Below are 13,829 nucleotides of genomic sequence, written 5' to 3' on the forward strand. Positions count from 1 at the left end.
CGGGCGCACCCCGTCGTGCGTCCCCCGCACGGATACGGGTCCCGGGCCCGTGCTCAGCCGGGCACGGCCGTCCTCGCCCCCGCCGTCACGGCAGCCAGTCGCGGCGGGCCGCCTGCCACACCAGCTGCGCCCGGGTGTCGGCGCCCACGCGGCCCATCATGTCCCGCAGCCGGCGCTGCACCGTCCGCTGGCTGATGCCGAGCTGGGTCGCGATCGCCTTGTCCGCCAGCCCGGCCACCACCAGCGACAGCAGATAGCGCTCGTCCTCCGCGAGCGCGGGCCCGGCCGCCCCCGTGCCCTCGCCGAGTCCGGCCAACTCGCCCGCCCCGGTGACGTGCAGCGGCGACGCCGCCGCCCACTGGCTCTCGAAGAGCGCGATCAGCGCGTCCAGCAGCGCGCTGCTGCGTACCACCGCCACCGTCGGCTCGCCGAACCTGCTGTCCGCGTTCGGCACCAGCGGGCAGAGCGCCAGCGCCCCGTCCGCGATCATCAGCCGCACCGGCAGCGCGCTCGCCGCCCGCGCCGCCTCGCCCGCCCGGACGCCCAGGGCGACGTTGCCCAGCATCCCGGGCTCCTCCAGCAGGGCACGCTCGTAGATGACGCGGTAGCGCACCCCCTTGGCGAGCATCTCGAACTCCTCGTCGTTCTCCTCCGACGGCATCGCCACGTGCCCCGCCTTGCACAGCGCCAGCACCTCCGTGCGCGCGCCGTACGCGAGGTCCCGTATCTGCTGCCGGATCGCCGCCACGCCCGTGACGACCTCGACGAGCTGCCGCGCATCGCGGCGCCGCCCGCCGGCCCGGAACTCCTCGGCCAGCTCGGTCACCCCGCGCCTGGCCCGCTCCAGCGCCTCCTGCCCGCGCAGCAGCCGCGGCCCGAGCGCCACGTCCGGCGCCACGGCCACGAAGTGCCCCCCGCCGCCCGGGCGTTGCTCCGGGCCGCTGACCAGTCCCTTCTCCTGCAGCGAGGTCAGCAGCGACTCGGCGCGCCGCCGGTCGAGGCCCAGCTCCGCGGCCACGGACTCCGCGTCCGCGCCGTGCAGCCCGACCAGCAGCCGGTACACCCGTTCCTCCGTCGGTTCGACGCCTGCCGGCTCCAGCATCGTCTCTCACGCTCCTTCCGCACGGGCCCCCGCCGCCGTACGCCCTGTCTGACCAATGGCCGACATGGCGACAAGTCGCCAACGGAAACCGCTTCCTTGGCGCCGGACGAGCGGGTTACAACCCAAGTCATGCATCGTTCGCCCCGGCGTTACCTGCCTGTCCGCGCCGCCGTGCTCGGCTGCCTCGCCTCGTTGCTGGCCTCCGTGCCTTCTCTAGCCACAGCGCTGCCGGAATCGTCAGTGTCACACCCCGCGGCATTCGCCACCGCAACCACCGCCGCCCCGGGGACCTCCACCGCCACGCCGTCCGGTCCGGACGCGCGGGGCGCGGCGGCGGCCGGACCGGGCACCGAAATCACCCTCGTGACGGGCGACACCGTCACCCTCGGCCCCGTCGCCGACGGCCGGCCCACCGTCTCCGTGACCCCCGCGGAAGGCGCCGGGGGGAGCACGTCGTTCACGACCCTGCACGAGGGCGCCGACGTGTACGTCATCCCCGACGCCGTGGCCCGGCTGGTGCCCGGCGTCCTCGACATCGAACTGTTCAACGTCACCGCGCTGGCCGCGATGGACTACGACGACGCCGTCACCGACACCCTCCCGCTGATCGTCCGCGGCCCGCGCCCGCTGGCCGCGCTCGACGAGGCGGCGGACAGCCGCAGGCTGCCGAGCATCGACGCCACCGCCGTCGACGTGCCCAAGGACGCCGCCGCCGGCTTCGCCGGCCGGCTCACCGCTCCCGCCGGGCCGCGGGCCGCGGCCGGGGTCACGAAGGTGTGGCTCGACCGCGAGGTCCGGGCCGCGGAACTCGACTGGAACCTCGGCATGATCGGCGCCCCCGGAGCGTGGGAGAGCGGCCTGAGCGGCGCCGGCGTGGACGTCGCCGTGCTCGACACCGGCATCGACGCCGACCACCCCGACCTGCGCGGACAGATCGCCGCCGCCCGGGACTTCACCGGCAGCGGCTCCACCGGCGACCCGGACGGCCACGGCACCCACGTGGCCTCGATCGTCGCCGGCACCGGTGCGGCGGCGGACGGCGCCCGGCGAGGCGTCGCCCACGGCGCCCGGCTGCTCAACGCCCGGGTGCTGGACGACGAGGGCCGGGGGCAGTCGTCCTGGGTCATCGCGGGTATGGAGTGGGCCACCGAGCAGGGCGCCGAGGTGGCGAACCTCAGCCTCGGCGCGCAGCCGGGGGAGGGCGACGACCCGGTCGCGCTCGCGCTGGAGGCGCTCACCGCCGACACCGGCACCCTCTTCGTCGCGGCGGCGGGCAACCTGGGGCCGTTCGGCGGCTCCATCCAGTCCCCGGGCATCGCGCGCAGCGCGCTGACGGTCGGCGCCGCGGTGGAGAGCGGCAGGACGGCGTTCTACTCCAGCGTCGGGCCGACGCGCGCCACGTTCCGCGCCAAGCCCGACCTGATCGCACCCGGCTCCGGCATCACCGCCGCCCGCTCCGGCGGCGGCACGGCGGATCCGTACACGATGATGAACGGCACCTCCCAGGCCGCGCCGCATGTCGCGGGCGCCGCCGCGCTGCTGCTGGAGAAGCACCCCGACTGGAGCCGGGAGCGGGTGAAGACCGCCCTCATGACCACCGCGGACGGGGAGGCGGAGAGAACGCAGTCGCAGTACGCGGGCGCGGGCATGCTCGACGTGCCCGGCGCCGTCTCCGACACCCTCGCATTCGACCGCGGCAACGTCGACTTCGGCTACCTCCGCTACCCCGGCGGCAGCGAGCCGCGCACCGTCGAGTTCTCCGTCACCAACAACGGCACCGAGCCCGAGCGCCTGGACCTCTCCGACAACTCCCGCGACGTCTACGGCGACGACGCCCCCGACGACCTGCTGACCGTCAGCCCCGCCCGGGTCACCGTGGCGCCGGGGGAGACGGAGACGATCACGGCCAGGCTCGACCCCGGCGCGGCGCCGCCGCGCGTCTACGCCGGCGGGGTCGTGGTGGAGCGCGACGGCCGCGACACCGTCACCCTGCCGTTCAACGCCTACCTCGAAGCGCCCCGGCACGACATCCGGCTGACCGTGCTCGACCGCAACGGCGACCCCTGGGCGGGCGGCACCGTGTGGCTCGCCAACATGGACGACTACCGTCCCGTCAGCGGCGGCGGCTCCCAGTCCGTGCACCTGGACGAGAACGGCCAGGGCACCGCCCGGCTGCTGCCCGGGTCGCTCAGCGTGATGGCGAAGGTCGAGACCCCGGCGCGCGACGGCTCCCCGGCCACGGTCGCCTTCGCCGGCTCGCCCGAGGTCATGCTCGACCGGGACATGGAGTACACCATCGACGCCCGCAAGGCGAAGCAACTGCGGCCCGCGCGGGTCGCGGGGGCGCAGACCGAGGTCGAGCACGTCTCCATCCACTACCAGCGCGGTGACGCCAAGCGGGGCAGCGGCATCGGCGACGGCATCTACGCCGGCGGCGAAGAGGTCGCCGAGGGCCGGGTGTTCCTCCAGCCCACCGGCGGGGTCGAGAGCGGCACCGTGGCGTTCGAGACCCGCTGGCGGCTGAAGGCGACGGGCCCGGCGCACGGCCGGCAGGCGGACGCGTACGAGCTGGTGCTCGGCGGCGAGAAGATCGCCGACCCGCCGGTCTACGACGTCTCCCGCGCCGAAGCCCGCGACCTCGCCAGGATGACGTCCGACTACCGCTCGCTGCGCGGCGGTGCCGACACATACGCCGAGACGCGCTTCGCCTACACCGACCGGATCCACGCCGCGTACGGCCTGAGCGAGCCGCTGGACGTGCCGCGGCGCCGGACGGAACTGGTCACCGCGGGACCGGAAGTGCGCTGGCAGCACTGCCTGCGCGCGCCGTCCGCGGGCGGCCTCTCGATGTGCGGGCCGACGGCGCCGTACGAGCGCGGGGAGCAGGGCGCACCCGTGTGGTTCCGCGGGCTGGCACCGGCCGTGGTCGCCGGCAACCACTACGACGGCAGCCTCAACGTGTCCGTCGACCTCAGCGACGGCGAGCACAACGGGCAGGAGCCGACCGGCGTGTTCGGCGAGCAGAGCCTGCGGCTCTACCGCGACGGCACCGAGGTCCGGCCGCGTCAGCCGGGCAGCGCGTACTTCGACGTGCCGTCCGGGCCCGCGACGTACCGTCTGGAGCACACGTCGCGGCCGGACACCGTGCGGCTGCCGCTCGGCAGCCGGACGGAGACCAGGTGGACCTTCCCGTCCCGCGGGCCCGCGCCCGGCGGCTCGGCCGTCAAGCCGCGGCTGCTCACCGTCGACCACCGGCCGCCGACCCGCGACGACGGCACGCTGCGCGCCGGTGTCCCGCTGATGATGGGGGCCCGGCTGGTCTCCTCCGAGAGCCGGAGCGACTTGCGCGAGGAGAAGGGCACGCTGCGGATGTGGGTGTCCACGGACTCCGGCGGCCGCTGGCACCGCATGCTGGTCGCGCCCACGCCGGACGGCTCCGTGCTGGCCACGGCGCCCGGGGTGCGGCCGCGCGCGGGTGACTTTGTCTCCGTACGCGTCGAGGGCTCGGCCGCGGAAGGCCGGACCGTCGACCAGACCATCGTCGACGCCTACCCGGTGCGCTGAGGCGCACCCGGGGCGACGACGGTGACGGGGGCCGCTGCGTGACCGGCGGGCGCAGCGGCCCCCGACCCCGCCGAGGCGATCCGCAGCGCCTCCACCAGGTCGCGGTAGAGCGCGTCGGCGGCGAGCAGTTCGTCGTGCGTGCCGCGGGCGCGGATCCGGCCGGACTCCATCACCACGATGGTGGCCGCGTCGAACACGGTCGACAGCCGGTGGGCGATCGTGACGACGGCGCCGGCCCGCGCCCGGGTGCGTATGCACGCGTGGACCGCGGCCTCGGTGAGCGCGTCGAGCTGGGCGGTGGCCTCGTCCAGCAGCAGCACGTCGGGGTCGCGCAGCAGCGCGCGGGCCAGCGCGATGCGCTGGCGCTCGCCGCCGGAGACGGCACCGAGGCGGACCGGGCGCTGGCCAGGCTCGTCGACCGCGGCCGGGAGGAAGGCACGCTGGACGGCCGGCTGGACACCGACTGGATCGTCCAGCTCCTCTGGTCGCTGCTCTACGTCGCGTGGCAGCGCAAGCGCGGCGGCGACACCAAGCACAACGCGCTCAGCCTGTGCCTCCACACGCTGCGGAAGTCCGTCGGCGTGCCGTCCTAGCCCCCGCCAGAGATCCGATCAATTCACGCCAGGTGGGTGGATCTTCGCTCCGCGGGGGTGTCGCAGGCGACGATCGATCTGGTAAATATGCAGATCGTGCTGCGTGCACAGGTGCGCCGCGCCGGACGGGTCGGCGCCCGCCGGGGCAGTCGTCGGATGACAGGAGGCCATTCCAGGATGAAGGACTTCGACGGGCTCAAGGCCGTGGTGACCGGCGGGGCTTCGGGGATCGGGCTGGCCACCGCGCGGCTGTTCGCCGAGCGCGGCGCCCAGGTCGCCGTCCTCGACCTCCACCCCGACGGCGTACCCCAGCCCCTGCGCGGCTACCGCGCGGACGTCTCCGACGACGCCTCCGTCGCCGCCGCGATCGGCGACGCGGCCGGCGCGCTGCGCGGCATCGACGTCCTGGTGAACAACGCCGGCATCGGAGCCGTCGGCACCGTCGAGGACAACGACGACGCCGAGTGGCACCGCGTGCTGGACGTCAACCTGCTGGGCGTCGTACGCACCACCCGCGCCGCCCTGCGCCACCTGCGCCGCTCCGCGCACCCCGCGATCGTCAACACCTGCTCCGTCGCCGCGACCGCCGGCCTCCCGCAGCGCGCGCTGTACTCCGCCACCAAGGGCGCCGTGCAGTCCCTGACGCTGGCGATGGCCGCCGACCACGTACGCGAGGGCATCCGGGTCAACTGCGTGAACCCCGGCACGGCGGACACCCCGTGGGTGAGCCGGCTCCTGGACCAGGCCCCCGACCCCGCCGCCGAACGCGCCGCGCTCCAGGCCCGCCAGCCCATGGGCCGCCTGGTCACCGCCGGCGAAGTCGCCGCCGCCATCGCCTACCTGGCGAGCCCCGCCGCGGCCTCCGTCACCGGCACCGCCCTGGCCGTCGACGGCGGCATGCAGGGCCTGCGGTTGCGCGCCCCGGAGTCCGGCACATGAGGATCGCGCTGCGCACGCAGGTCCGCGCCGACCGCATCGAGGAGTACGAGGCCGCACACCGCGAGGTCCCCGGGGAGCTGACTGCGGCCATCCGCGGCGCCGGCGCCACCTCCTGGACCATCTGGCGCAGCGGCACCGACCTCTTCCACGTCATCGAGTGCGAGGACTACGCCCGCCTCCTCGCCGAGCTGGAACACCTTCCGGTGAACGTCGCCTGGCAGGCCCGCATGGCCGAACTCCTGGACGTGGTCCACGACTACACCGACGAGGGCACCGGCGCGGGCCTGCCCGTCGTCTGGGAGCTCTGAGCCCCTCGCACCGACGCACGGCGGACCCGGCCGCGCCGCACCACGCGGCCGGGTCCGTCCGGCGCTCCTCCCCCGGGCTCGCACTCAGGCCGTCGCCTCCTCGATGGCGTCCGGCGTCGTCGTCCACTCCACGCCGCCCCCCACCGGGACCAGCCAGGCCATCCGGGGGCCGGCGACCTGACGCAGGACGGGCGCCGACCACACCGTGTGGGTCTCGGGTTCGGGGCAGATGGCGCGGAGCACGCCGGTACGGCCGGAGGCACGGTCCAGCACCAGCTTGCCCAGCAACGGATGGCGTTCGTGCCCCAGGCCGAGGCCCAGTCTGCTGCTCACGATGCGCTCCTCGGAGGTTCGTACGTGGTCGAGGATGTGCCCCCTCCCGGCGGTGGTCGGCCACCGGGTCCCTGGAGTCGCCAACTGCCGTGCGGCCGGACCGCGGTGGGGGCGTGAGCGCGGTCGGCGTGGCCGGCAGGTCTCCTCACTATGGCCGTCGACAACGGCAGTCCGCAAGCATCGCCCTGATAATTTCAGAATGTATGCGGAACCCCTGTCACCGTCATGCCGTCCGTGACACACTCCCGGGGTAGCCGTGCCGGGAGGTCAGGACGTGAGCGAAACACGCTCGGGTGGCGGCAGCGCCCCGACCGTGCTCCGCATGGTCCTGGGCAAACGGCTGCGGCACCTGCGGGAGCAGGCGAAGGTCAGCTTCGACCGGGCCGCGGAGGCCATCGACGTCACGCCGCTGACCGTGCGGCGGATGGAGAAGGCGGAAGTCGGCCTGCGCATCCCGTACGTGCGCGAGCTGCTGCGCCTCTACGGCGTCAGCGGCGCCGAGACGGACGACTTCCTCCGGATGGCCAAGGAGGCCAACCAGCCAGGGTGGTGGTACAAGTACCGCAACGTCCTTCCCGACTGGTTCCGGGCGTACGTGAGCCTGGAGACCGACGCCACCGTCATCCGCATCTACGAGCCGCACTACGTCCCCGGGCTGCTGCAGACGGCGGACTACGCCAGGACCCTCTTCCGCGTCGGCTTTCCCAACTCCCCGGACGCGGACGTCGAACGGCGGGTGACCCTGCGGACGACCCGCGCCCACCTGCTGACCGCCCCCAGGGCGCCCGCGATGTGGGCCGTGCTGGAGGAGTCGGTGCTGCGCCGGCCCGTCGGCGGTCCCGAGGTGATGCGGGCCCAGATAGACCGGCTGATCGAAGCCATCGAGCTGCCGAACGTGAAGATGCAGATCATGCCGTTCTCGGCCGGGCCGCACCCGGGCGCGTTCGGACCGTTCCACTACTTCCGCTTCGGCTTCACCGAACTGCCCGACATCGTCTACACGGAGAACCTGACCGGCGCGGTCTACGTCGACCAGCCCGAGGACGTCGTCGGGTATCTGGAAACACTCGACCGGATGGCCGTCCAGGCCGATCCGGTGGACCGGACCAGGTCACGCCTGGTGGAGATGCGTAAGGAGTACTGACCATGCGAGCCGACCCCCCCACCTTCCAGAGCGGCATCCCGGCTACCGAACTCGGCACCGAGGGCTGGCAGAAGCCCTGGAGCGGCACCAACGGCGGGAGCTGCGTCGAGGCCAAGCGCCTGCCCGACGGCAGCGTCGCGCTCCGCCAGTCCACCGACCCGACGGGGCCGGCCCTCGTCTACACCAGGGAAGAGATGGTCGCCTTCCTCCAGGGCGCCAAGGACGGCCAGGCCGACTACCTCGTCGACTGAAGGACCGGCCGTCACCCGGCCAACTCGCCGCCCGCGGGCGCGGATCACGGGCGAACGCGGTGGGCACCGTCCCACCGGCCTGATCCGCCCCGATCCGCCCCGCGGAAACCGGCGGACCCCCCCCGCACGACCGCGAAGTGACAGCACGTCAGCCGGCAGCGAAGCGCGCCGCAGGGCAGGAGATACCCGATGGCAGAAGGCCAGTCCACCCCCGCCGAGGGGGCGCTCGCCAAGATCGACACCACCGTGCCGCATTCGGCACGGATCTGGAACTACTGGATGGGCGGCAAAGACAACTACGCGGTCGACCGCCAGGCGGGCGACGAGTACCGCCAGATCGCCCCGAACATCGAGACGATGGCCCGGGCGTCGCGCGACTACCTGATCCGTACCGTGACCCATGTGGCGGGCGAGGCCGGCATCCGCCAGTTCCTCGACATCGGCACCGGCCTGCCGACCTACGACAACACCCACCAGGTCGCCCAGCGGCTGGCGCCCGGGTCGCGCATCGTCTACGTCGACAACGACCCGTTAGTGCTGCGGCACGCCCAGGCCCTGCTGACCAGCACCCGCGAGGGTGTGACCACGTACGTCGACGCCGACCTGCACAAGCCCGAGGCGATACTGGAAGAGGCGGGGAAGACCCTCGACTTCTCCCAGCCGATGGCCCTGATGCTCATGGGGGTCCTCGGCCACGTCCAGGACTACGAAGAGGCCAAGTCCATCGTCCGCCGGCTGCAGGCCGCGCTGCCCTCCGGCAGCTACTTCGTGCACTACGACAGCACGGCGACCGACAAGGCGCTCCAGGAAGCCCAGCAGGGGTACGACGACACCGGCGCCATCCCGTACGTGCTGCGCACCCCGGACGAGATCAGCGCGTACTACGACGGCCTGGAGCTGATCGAGCCGGGGATAGTCTCCTGTCCGCTGTGGCGCCCCGAGCCCGGCACCGACCCGGAGCCGACCGACGTCTACGGCGGCGTCGCACACAAGCCCTGACCCGGGCCCGGCCGTCCGTGCCGGGCCCACCCCCGCTGTGCCGTCCGCCGTGCCGTGCCCGTCGCGCCGCCGGCCGCCGCGCTACGGGCGCTGCCCGGCGGCCAGCATCTCGACGGCCCGCGCCAGTTGGACCGCCCGGTTCTCCTCCGTCCGCGCCCGCAGCAGCCGCAGGATCACCAGGTAGCGGTCCGTCTTGCCGAGACCGTCGAAGAACGCGGCCGCCCGCGGGCTGGCCGCCAGCGCCTCCGCGAGGTCGGGCGGCACCTCGGCGTTCTTCTGCGACTCGTACGCGGCCTCCCACCGCCCGTCCGCCTGCGCGGCACGCACCGCCGCGAGCCCCGGCTCGCGCATCCGCCCGGCCGCGGTCAGGGCCTCGACCCGGTCCACGTTCACCTGCGACCACTGGCTGCGGGGCCGGCGCGGCGTGATCTTCTGCAGGAAATAATGGTCGTCGTACCGTCGGCGCAGGCCGGTGATCCAGCCGTAGCAGAGCACGACGTCGTCGACCTCGGCCATGGTGACGGACGCGATTCCCGACCCCTTCTTGGCGACCTTCAGCCACATCCCGGACTGCAGACCGTGGTGCTCGTCGAGCCAGGACTCCAGCCCGGCGGGGCCGTCGAAGGCGCGGACGGGGGCGCCGTCGGGGGAGTCCGCGCCGGACGCGGGGGTCTCGCTGCCGGGGGATGCCATGTCGTTTCGTCCTTTCGCCGCCGGTAGGGCCACCGTACGTCGCGCCGGTGATCTCCGGGCGGGCCGCGGAGGCGGATGTCACAGGCCGCGGTTAGCGTGGGGGCATGACGACGCACGACGAGAAGCCGGCGCTGCGGCCCGCCCGCCCCGGGGACGCGGCGGCGGTGGCGCGCCTCTGGGAGAGCGCGTGGCGCGACGCCCACCTGGGGCATGTCTCGGAGGCACTGGTGGCCATGCGCACGCCGGAGTCGTTCGCCGCCCGGGCGGCGGCGCGGGTGCCGGAGACGGCGGTCGCGGAAGTCGGCGGCGAGATCGCCGGATTCGTCACCGCCGCGGGGGACGAGGTGGAGCAGCTCTTCGTCGCGGCGGAGCACCGCGGCTCGGGCGTCGCCGCGCTGCTCCTCGCCGAGGGGGAGCGGCGGGTGGCCGCGCGGGGATACGACCGGGCATGGCTGGCGGTCGTGACGGGCAACGCGCGGGCGCGCCGGTTCTACGCCCGGCAGGGCTGGACGGACGAGGGCCCGTTCGACTACCAGGCGGAGGGCGAGGACGGCCCGGTGACGGTGCCCTGCCACCGGTACGTGAAGCCGGTGATGGCCGGGGGCACAGGCGGGCCGTAACGGCCGGGGAGCGCACGGGCCGTGGGCCGTCCGTGCCGCGCTGCTCGCGGCGGGGCGTATCCCTGCCTGATCGCCCGGAACTTCCAGTCCCCCCGTCGCGCCGGTACAACTCCCCGAAGAGGAACGCGCCGACCGCGCCCGCGTCGTGGACGCTGAACCCGGGCAACTCCGCGCCGGAGCCGTCGCCCAGGGGGCATCCGGATGTCGTCGAGCTCCCCGAAGTGCGCGCCGCCGTAGCGGCTCGCCGCCACCACGATGTGTTCGACGTCCGCGGGGATGGCGGGACTCCCCATGTGCAATTGCACCCTACTGCGGCGCAGGTGCCCTTCGTAGAGGAACGCGGCATTCGGCGGCCGGGCCGGCCGGTGGCAGGTGGTCCAGACCTTGCGTTGCTAGTCGGCAACATTCGTCGGTTGATTACATAGACGGCCCTCCTGTCGCTACGATCCCTTCGACCCCATCACGAACGTCAGCAGGAAAGCCGCGCACCAGTACCACGCAACCTCTCGCGTGCGCGTGCCCGAGGTTTCGATGAACATCGCATGGCAGCCGCCGCGGTGCGTCCGCTTAGCCGGTCCGTCCCGCTCCCTGTCGCCCGGCCCCGGCCGTAGCGTCCCCCGCCGCGTCCAGCGCGGGGGGTGGTGATGGCCCGCGGTTCCGGGCGGGGCGGGGAGTTCCGGCCCGTCTACCATCTCGCCGGGCTCGACGACGACTTGCGGGCCGTCGTCGACGACCTGCGCGTCGGCCGGTGGATGTCCATGCGCGCGCTCCTCGGCAGGACCGGTGCCGACTGGGCGGCGCGGACCGCGCGGTCGCAGGTGCTCGGTGTGGTGGCCGCCAAGTCGGCGGTGGTGCAGATCTGGCTGGACGAGGAGCCGGAGAGCGCCGACGCGCGGATGATGCTGGCCCGGGTCGCCGTCGGGCGGGCCGTGCAGGCGCACCGGCAGCGGCATCCCAGCGCCGGGCAGTTGGAGGAGGACGCGCGGCAGGCGTGCCGGGAGGCGGCGCTGCTGCATCCCGGGGATCCCGTGCCGTGGGTGTGCCTGCTGGCGCTGGCCGCGGTCGACGTGCGGCAGCAGCGGCCCGAGCACCGGGTGGCGCCGCCGGAGAACCTGCTGCCGTACGGGCCGTGGGGGCTGCTCGACGAGGTGGTCAAGCGGGACCGGTACAACCGCGAGGCGTACCACCGCGTGCTGCAGCTCTGTTCGGCCGCCGGCGGCTCCCAGGCGTACGCGATGGACTTCGCCCGCTGGGTCGGCTCCTGGGCCCCGCTCGCCTCCCCCCTCCTCGTGCTGCCGCTCTTCGCCCACGCCGAGCACTACCACTTCGAGCGCCGCCGCGGCCGCGGTGACGCGCTCGTCCACCGGCAGTGGTCCCGTGAGGACATCCTGCGCGACACGCGGCGCGCCCTCGACGGCTGGTTCGACGTGACCAACGCCGACGTGCGCTCGGTGCTGGACCTCAACCACCTGGCCCACGCGCTCACCGCCGCCCGCGAGTTCACCGAGGCGGCCCGGGTCTTCACCGCCCTCGGCCCGTACGCCACCCTCCTGCCCTGGGCGTACGTGACCGAGGACCCCGAGCGGCAGGACCTGGCGGAGGCCGAGTTCTTACGCGCCCGCTCGACGGCCCTCGGCAGCGGGTGACCCCGCTCGTCCCCTTTGTCATGTCATGCCCCTGCCATTCGCCATCGGAGGTCCCTCCATGTCACGAGCGCCGGTCAGCGCCGCCGGCACGTCCCGGCGCAAGGACGACGACGCCCATCTCCGCGACCTCGGCTACGAGCCGGAACTCGCGCGGCGGATGGGCCCGTTCGGCAACTTCGCCATCTCCTTCTCGGTCATCTCGATCCTCTCCGGCTGTATGACGCTGTACGGCTTCGGGCTGAACGCCGGCGGCCCGGCCGTCATGATGTGGGGCTGGGTGGCCGTCGGCCTCTTCGTGCTCTGCGTCGGCATGGGCCTGGCGGAGGTGACCAGCGCGTACCCCACCTCCGGCGCGCTCTACTACATGGCCCACCAGCTCGGCGGCCCCCGCTGGGGCTGGTACACCGGCTGGCTCAACCTGCTCGGCCTGCTCGGCGCCATCGCCGGCATCGACTACGGCTGCGCCCTCTTCATCGGCGCGTTCCTCAACCTCCAGTGGGGCTTCGAGCCCACCGCCGAGAAGACCCTGCTGATCTTCGCGGTCATCCTGGTGCTGCACATGACGCTGAACCTGCTGCGGGTGCGCGTCGTCAGCATCCTCAACTCCATCAGCGTCTGGTGGCACCTGGCCGGCGTCGCCGTCATCGTCGGCGTCCTGGTCGTCGTCCCCGACCACCACCAGTCGGCCGGCTTCGTCTTCGGCGAGTTCAACAACGACACCGGCTGGAACAACCCGTTCTACGTCACCGCCATCGGCCTGCTGCTCGCCCAGTACACCTTCTCCGGCTACGACGCCTCCGCACACCTCTCGGAGGAGACCACCCAGGCGCAGGTCAGCTCCGCCAAGGGCATCGTGAGGGCGATCTGGGTCTCCTGGGTCGCCGGCTTCGTGCTGCTGGCCGGGCTGACCTTCGCCATCCAGGACTACGTCGGCACCCAGGAGTCGAGCACCGGCGTGCCGCCCGCGCAGATCTTCATCGACGCCATCGGCGAAGGCGGCGCCAAAGCCCTGCTGCTCATCGTCATCTGCGCCCAGCTCTTCTGCGGCAACGCCGAGACCGCCGCCACCGCGCGGATGGTCTTCGCCTTCTCCCGCGACGGCGCGCTGCCCGGTTCGAAGATGTGGCGCCGCGTCTCGCCGCGCACCGGCGTGCCCACCCGGGCGGTCATGCTGTCGGTGGCCGTCGCGTTCTGCCTGGCGCTGCCGTCGCTGTACTCGGCGACCGCGTACGGCGCGGTCACCGCCATCAACGTCATCGGCATCACCCCCGCCTACGCCATCCCCATCTATCTGCGGCTGCGCGCGAAGAACCGCTTCGTGCCGGGACCGTGGAACCTGGGCAAGTGGAGTTCGCTGATCGGCTGGATCGCGGTGTGCTGGGTGGCCGTGATCACGGTGATCTTCTGTCTGCCGCAGGCGTCGCCCGTCACCGTGGACACGTTCAACTACGCCTCGGTGGCCCTGGCCGCCGTCCTGCTGCTGGCCACCGTCTCGTGGTGGGCGGCCGGCCGGCGCTCGTACAAGACACCCGTCTACGCCGCCGACCCCGAGATGGCAGAGCTCGGCAAGGACCTGGTGTGACGCCGCGCCGGGCCGCCGCGCGAGCGACCGGCGGCGGCCCGGCGCACCGTCCCGA

General features: G+C 73.5%; 14 protein-coding genes. 10 read left to right on the top strand and 4 right to left on the bottom strand.

What is annotated here, in order from left to right:
* Positions 1 to 85: 85 nt before the first annotated feature.
* Positions 86 to 1,102: a helix-turn-helix transcriptional regulator gene (locus FB457_RS30720; protein ID WP_047019218.1), complete on the bottom strand. Its 1,017-nt coding sequence runs from the start codon at positions 1,100 to 1,102 to the stop codon at positions 86 to 88.
* Positions 1,103 to 1,342: 240 nt separating this feature from the next.
* Between FB457_RS30720 and FB457_RS30725 the strand changes: the two genes are divergently transcribed.
* Complete coding sequence (locus FB457_RS30725) at positions 1,343 to 4,666, top strand: S8 family serine peptidase (RefSeq protein WP_145783997.1); 3,324 nt, start codon at positions 1,343 to 1,345, stop codon at positions 4,664 to 4,666.
* Here the strand turns inward: FB457_RS30725 and FB457_RS30730 are convergent.
* Positions 4,651 to 5,022 (bottom strand): hypothetical protein, encoded by a 372-nt coding sequence (locus FB457_RS30730; protein WP_486589202.1) that lies wholly within the window; start codon positions 5,020 to 5,022, stop codon positions 4,651 to 4,653. The two genes, FB457_RS30725 and FB457_RS30730, sit on opposite strands and share 16 nt — an antisense overlap.
* Here FB457_RS30730 and FB457_RS36575 point away from each other — a divergent pair.
* From FB457_RS36575 to FB457_RS30745, 3 genes are all read left to right on the top strand, one after another.
* Entirely contained in the window at positions 4,927 to 5,259 is a 333-nt protein-coding gene (locus tag FB457_RS36575; protein WP_486589205.1) for a hypothetical protein, read from the top strand. The genes FB457_RS30730 and FB457_RS36575 overlap by 96 nt on opposite strands.
* 177 nt (positions 5,260 to 5,436) lie before the next feature.
* Positions 5,437 to 6,198, top strand: coding sequence for an SDR family oxidoreductase (locus tag FB457_RS30740; protein ID WP_145783999.1), 762 nt, complete (start codon positions 5,437 to 5,439; stop codon positions 6,196 to 6,198).
* Positions 6,195 to 6,506 (top strand): L-rhamnose mutarotase, encoded by a 312-nt coding sequence (locus FB457_RS30745; protein WP_047019222.1) that lies wholly within the window; start codon positions 6,195 to 6,197, stop codon positions 6,504 to 6,506. Before FB457_RS30740 ends, FB457_RS30745 begins: the two co-directional genes overlap by 4 nt.
* A gap of 84 nt (positions 6,507 to 6,590) precedes the next feature.
* On the opposite strand, the gene FB457_RS30750 is transcribed toward FB457_RS30745, so the two are convergent.
* The gene (locus FB457_RS30750) at positions 6,591 to 6,839 is read right to left on the bottom strand and encodes a hypothetical protein (protein WP_047019223.1); all 249 of its coding nucleotides are present in this window, start codon (positions 6,837 to 6,839) and stop codon (positions 6,591 to 6,593) included.
* Between the two features lie 322 nt (positions 6,840 to 7,161).
* Between FB457_RS30750 and FB457_RS30755 the strand changes: the two genes are divergently transcribed.
* The 3 genes from FB457_RS30755 to FB457_RS30765 all read left to right on the top strand — a co-directional run bounded on the left by FB457_RS30755 (position 7,162) and on the right by FB457_RS30765 (position 9,233).
* On the top strand, positions 7,162 to 7,983 hold the full coding sequence (locus FB457_RS30755; RefSeq protein ID WP_047020603.1) for a helix-turn-helix domain-containing protein: 822 nt from the start codon (positions 7,162 to 7,164) through the stop codon (positions 7,981 to 7,983).
* A 2-nt stretch (positions 7,984 to 7,985) separates the two neighbouring features.
* Positions 7,986 to 8,234 (top strand): DUF397 domain-containing protein, encoded by a 249-nt coding sequence (locus FB457_RS30760; protein ID WP_047019224.1) that lies wholly within the window; start codon positions 7,986 to 7,988, stop codon positions 8,232 to 8,234.
* A gap of 189 nt (positions 8,235 to 8,423) precedes the next feature.
* Positions 8,424 to 9,233 carry an SAM-dependent methyltransferase gene (locus FB457_RS30765; RefSeq protein ID WP_145784001.1) on the top strand — a complete coding sequence of 270 codons (810 nt, stop codon included), beginning with the start codon at positions 8,424 to 8,426 and terminating at the stop codon, positions 9,231 to 9,233.
* A gap of 81 nt (positions 9,234 to 9,314) precedes the next feature.
* On the opposite strand, the gene FB457_RS30770 is transcribed toward FB457_RS30765, so the two are convergent.
* Positions 9,315 to 9,926: a YdeI/OmpD-associated family protein gene (locus tag FB457_RS30770; protein WP_047019226.1), complete on the bottom strand. Its 612-nt coding sequence runs from the start codon at positions 9,924 to 9,926 to the stop codon at positions 9,315 to 9,317.
* A gap of 104 nt (positions 9,927 to 10,030) precedes the next feature.
* Here FB457_RS30770 and FB457_RS30775 point away from each other — a divergent pair, with 104 nt between their 5' ends.
* The 3 genes from FB457_RS30775 to FB457_RS30785 all read left to right on the top strand — a co-directional run bounded on the left by FB457_RS30775 (position 10,031) and on the right by FB457_RS30785 (position 13,774).
* Complete coding sequence (locus FB457_RS30775) at positions 10,031 to 10,546, top strand: GNAT family N-acetyltransferase (RefSeq protein WP_047019227.1); 516 nt, start codon at positions 10,031 to 10,033, stop codon at positions 10,544 to 10,546.
* A 644-nt stretch (positions 10,547 to 11,190) separates the two neighbouring features.
* Positions 11,191 to 12,192 carry a hypothetical protein gene (locus FB457_RS30780; RefSeq protein ID WP_047019228.1) on the top strand — a complete coding sequence of 334 codons (1,002 nt, stop codon included), beginning with the start codon at positions 11,191 to 11,193 and terminating at the stop codon, positions 12,190 to 12,192.
* A 58-nt stretch (positions 12,193 to 12,250) separates the two neighbouring features.
* Positions 12,251 to 13,774: an amino acid permease gene (locus tag FB457_RS30785; protein ID WP_047019229.1), complete on the top strand. Its 1,524-nt coding sequence runs from the start codon at positions 12,251 to 12,253 to the stop codon at positions 13,772 to 13,774.
* Positions 13,775 to 13,829 lie beyond the last annotated feature (55 nt).

It is taken from the genome of Streptomyces sp. CNZ287 (assembly GCF_007827615.1).

Coding starts and splice junctions, on each gene's coding strand:
- FB457_RS30780 (WP_047019228.1), top strand. CDS start 11,191: ATGGCCCGCGGTTCCGGGCGGGGCGGGGAGTTCCGGCCCGTCTACCAT.
- FB457_RS30765 (WP_145784001.1), top strand. CDS start 8,424: ATGGCAGAAGGCCAGTCCACCCCCGCCGAGGGGGCGCTCGCCAAGATC.
- FB457_RS30775 (WP_047019227.1), top strand. CDS start 10,031: ATGACGACGCACGACGAGAAGCCGGCGCTGCGGCCCGCCCGCCCCGGG.
- FB457_RS30755 (WP_047020603.1), top strand. CDS start 7,162: ATGGTCCTGGGCAAACGGCTGCGGCACCTGCGGGAGCAGGCGAAGGTC.
- FB457_RS30720 (WP_047019218.1), bottom strand. CDS start 1,102: ATGCTGGAGCCGGCAGGCGTCGAACCGACGGAGGAACGGGTGTACCGG.
- FB457_RS30745 (WP_047019222.1), top strand. CDS start 6,195: ATGAGGATCGCGCTGCGCACGCAGGTCCGCGCCGACCGCATCGAGGAG.
- FB457_RS30785 (WP_047019229.1), top strand. CDS start 12,251: ATGTCACGAGCGCCGGTCAGCGCCGCCGGCACGTCCCGGCGCAAGGAC.
- FB457_RS30740 (WP_145783999.1), top strand. CDS start 5,437: ATGAAGGACTTCGACGGGCTCAAGGCCGTGGTGACCGGCGGGGCTTCG.
- FB457_RS30770 (WP_047019226.1), bottom strand. CDS start 9,926: ATGGCATCCCCCGGCAGCGAGACCCCCGCGTCCGGCGCGGACTCCCCC.
- FB457_RS30760 (WP_047019224.1), top strand. CDS start 7,986: ATGCGAGCCGACCCCCCCACCTTCCAGAGCGGCATCCCGGCTACCGAA.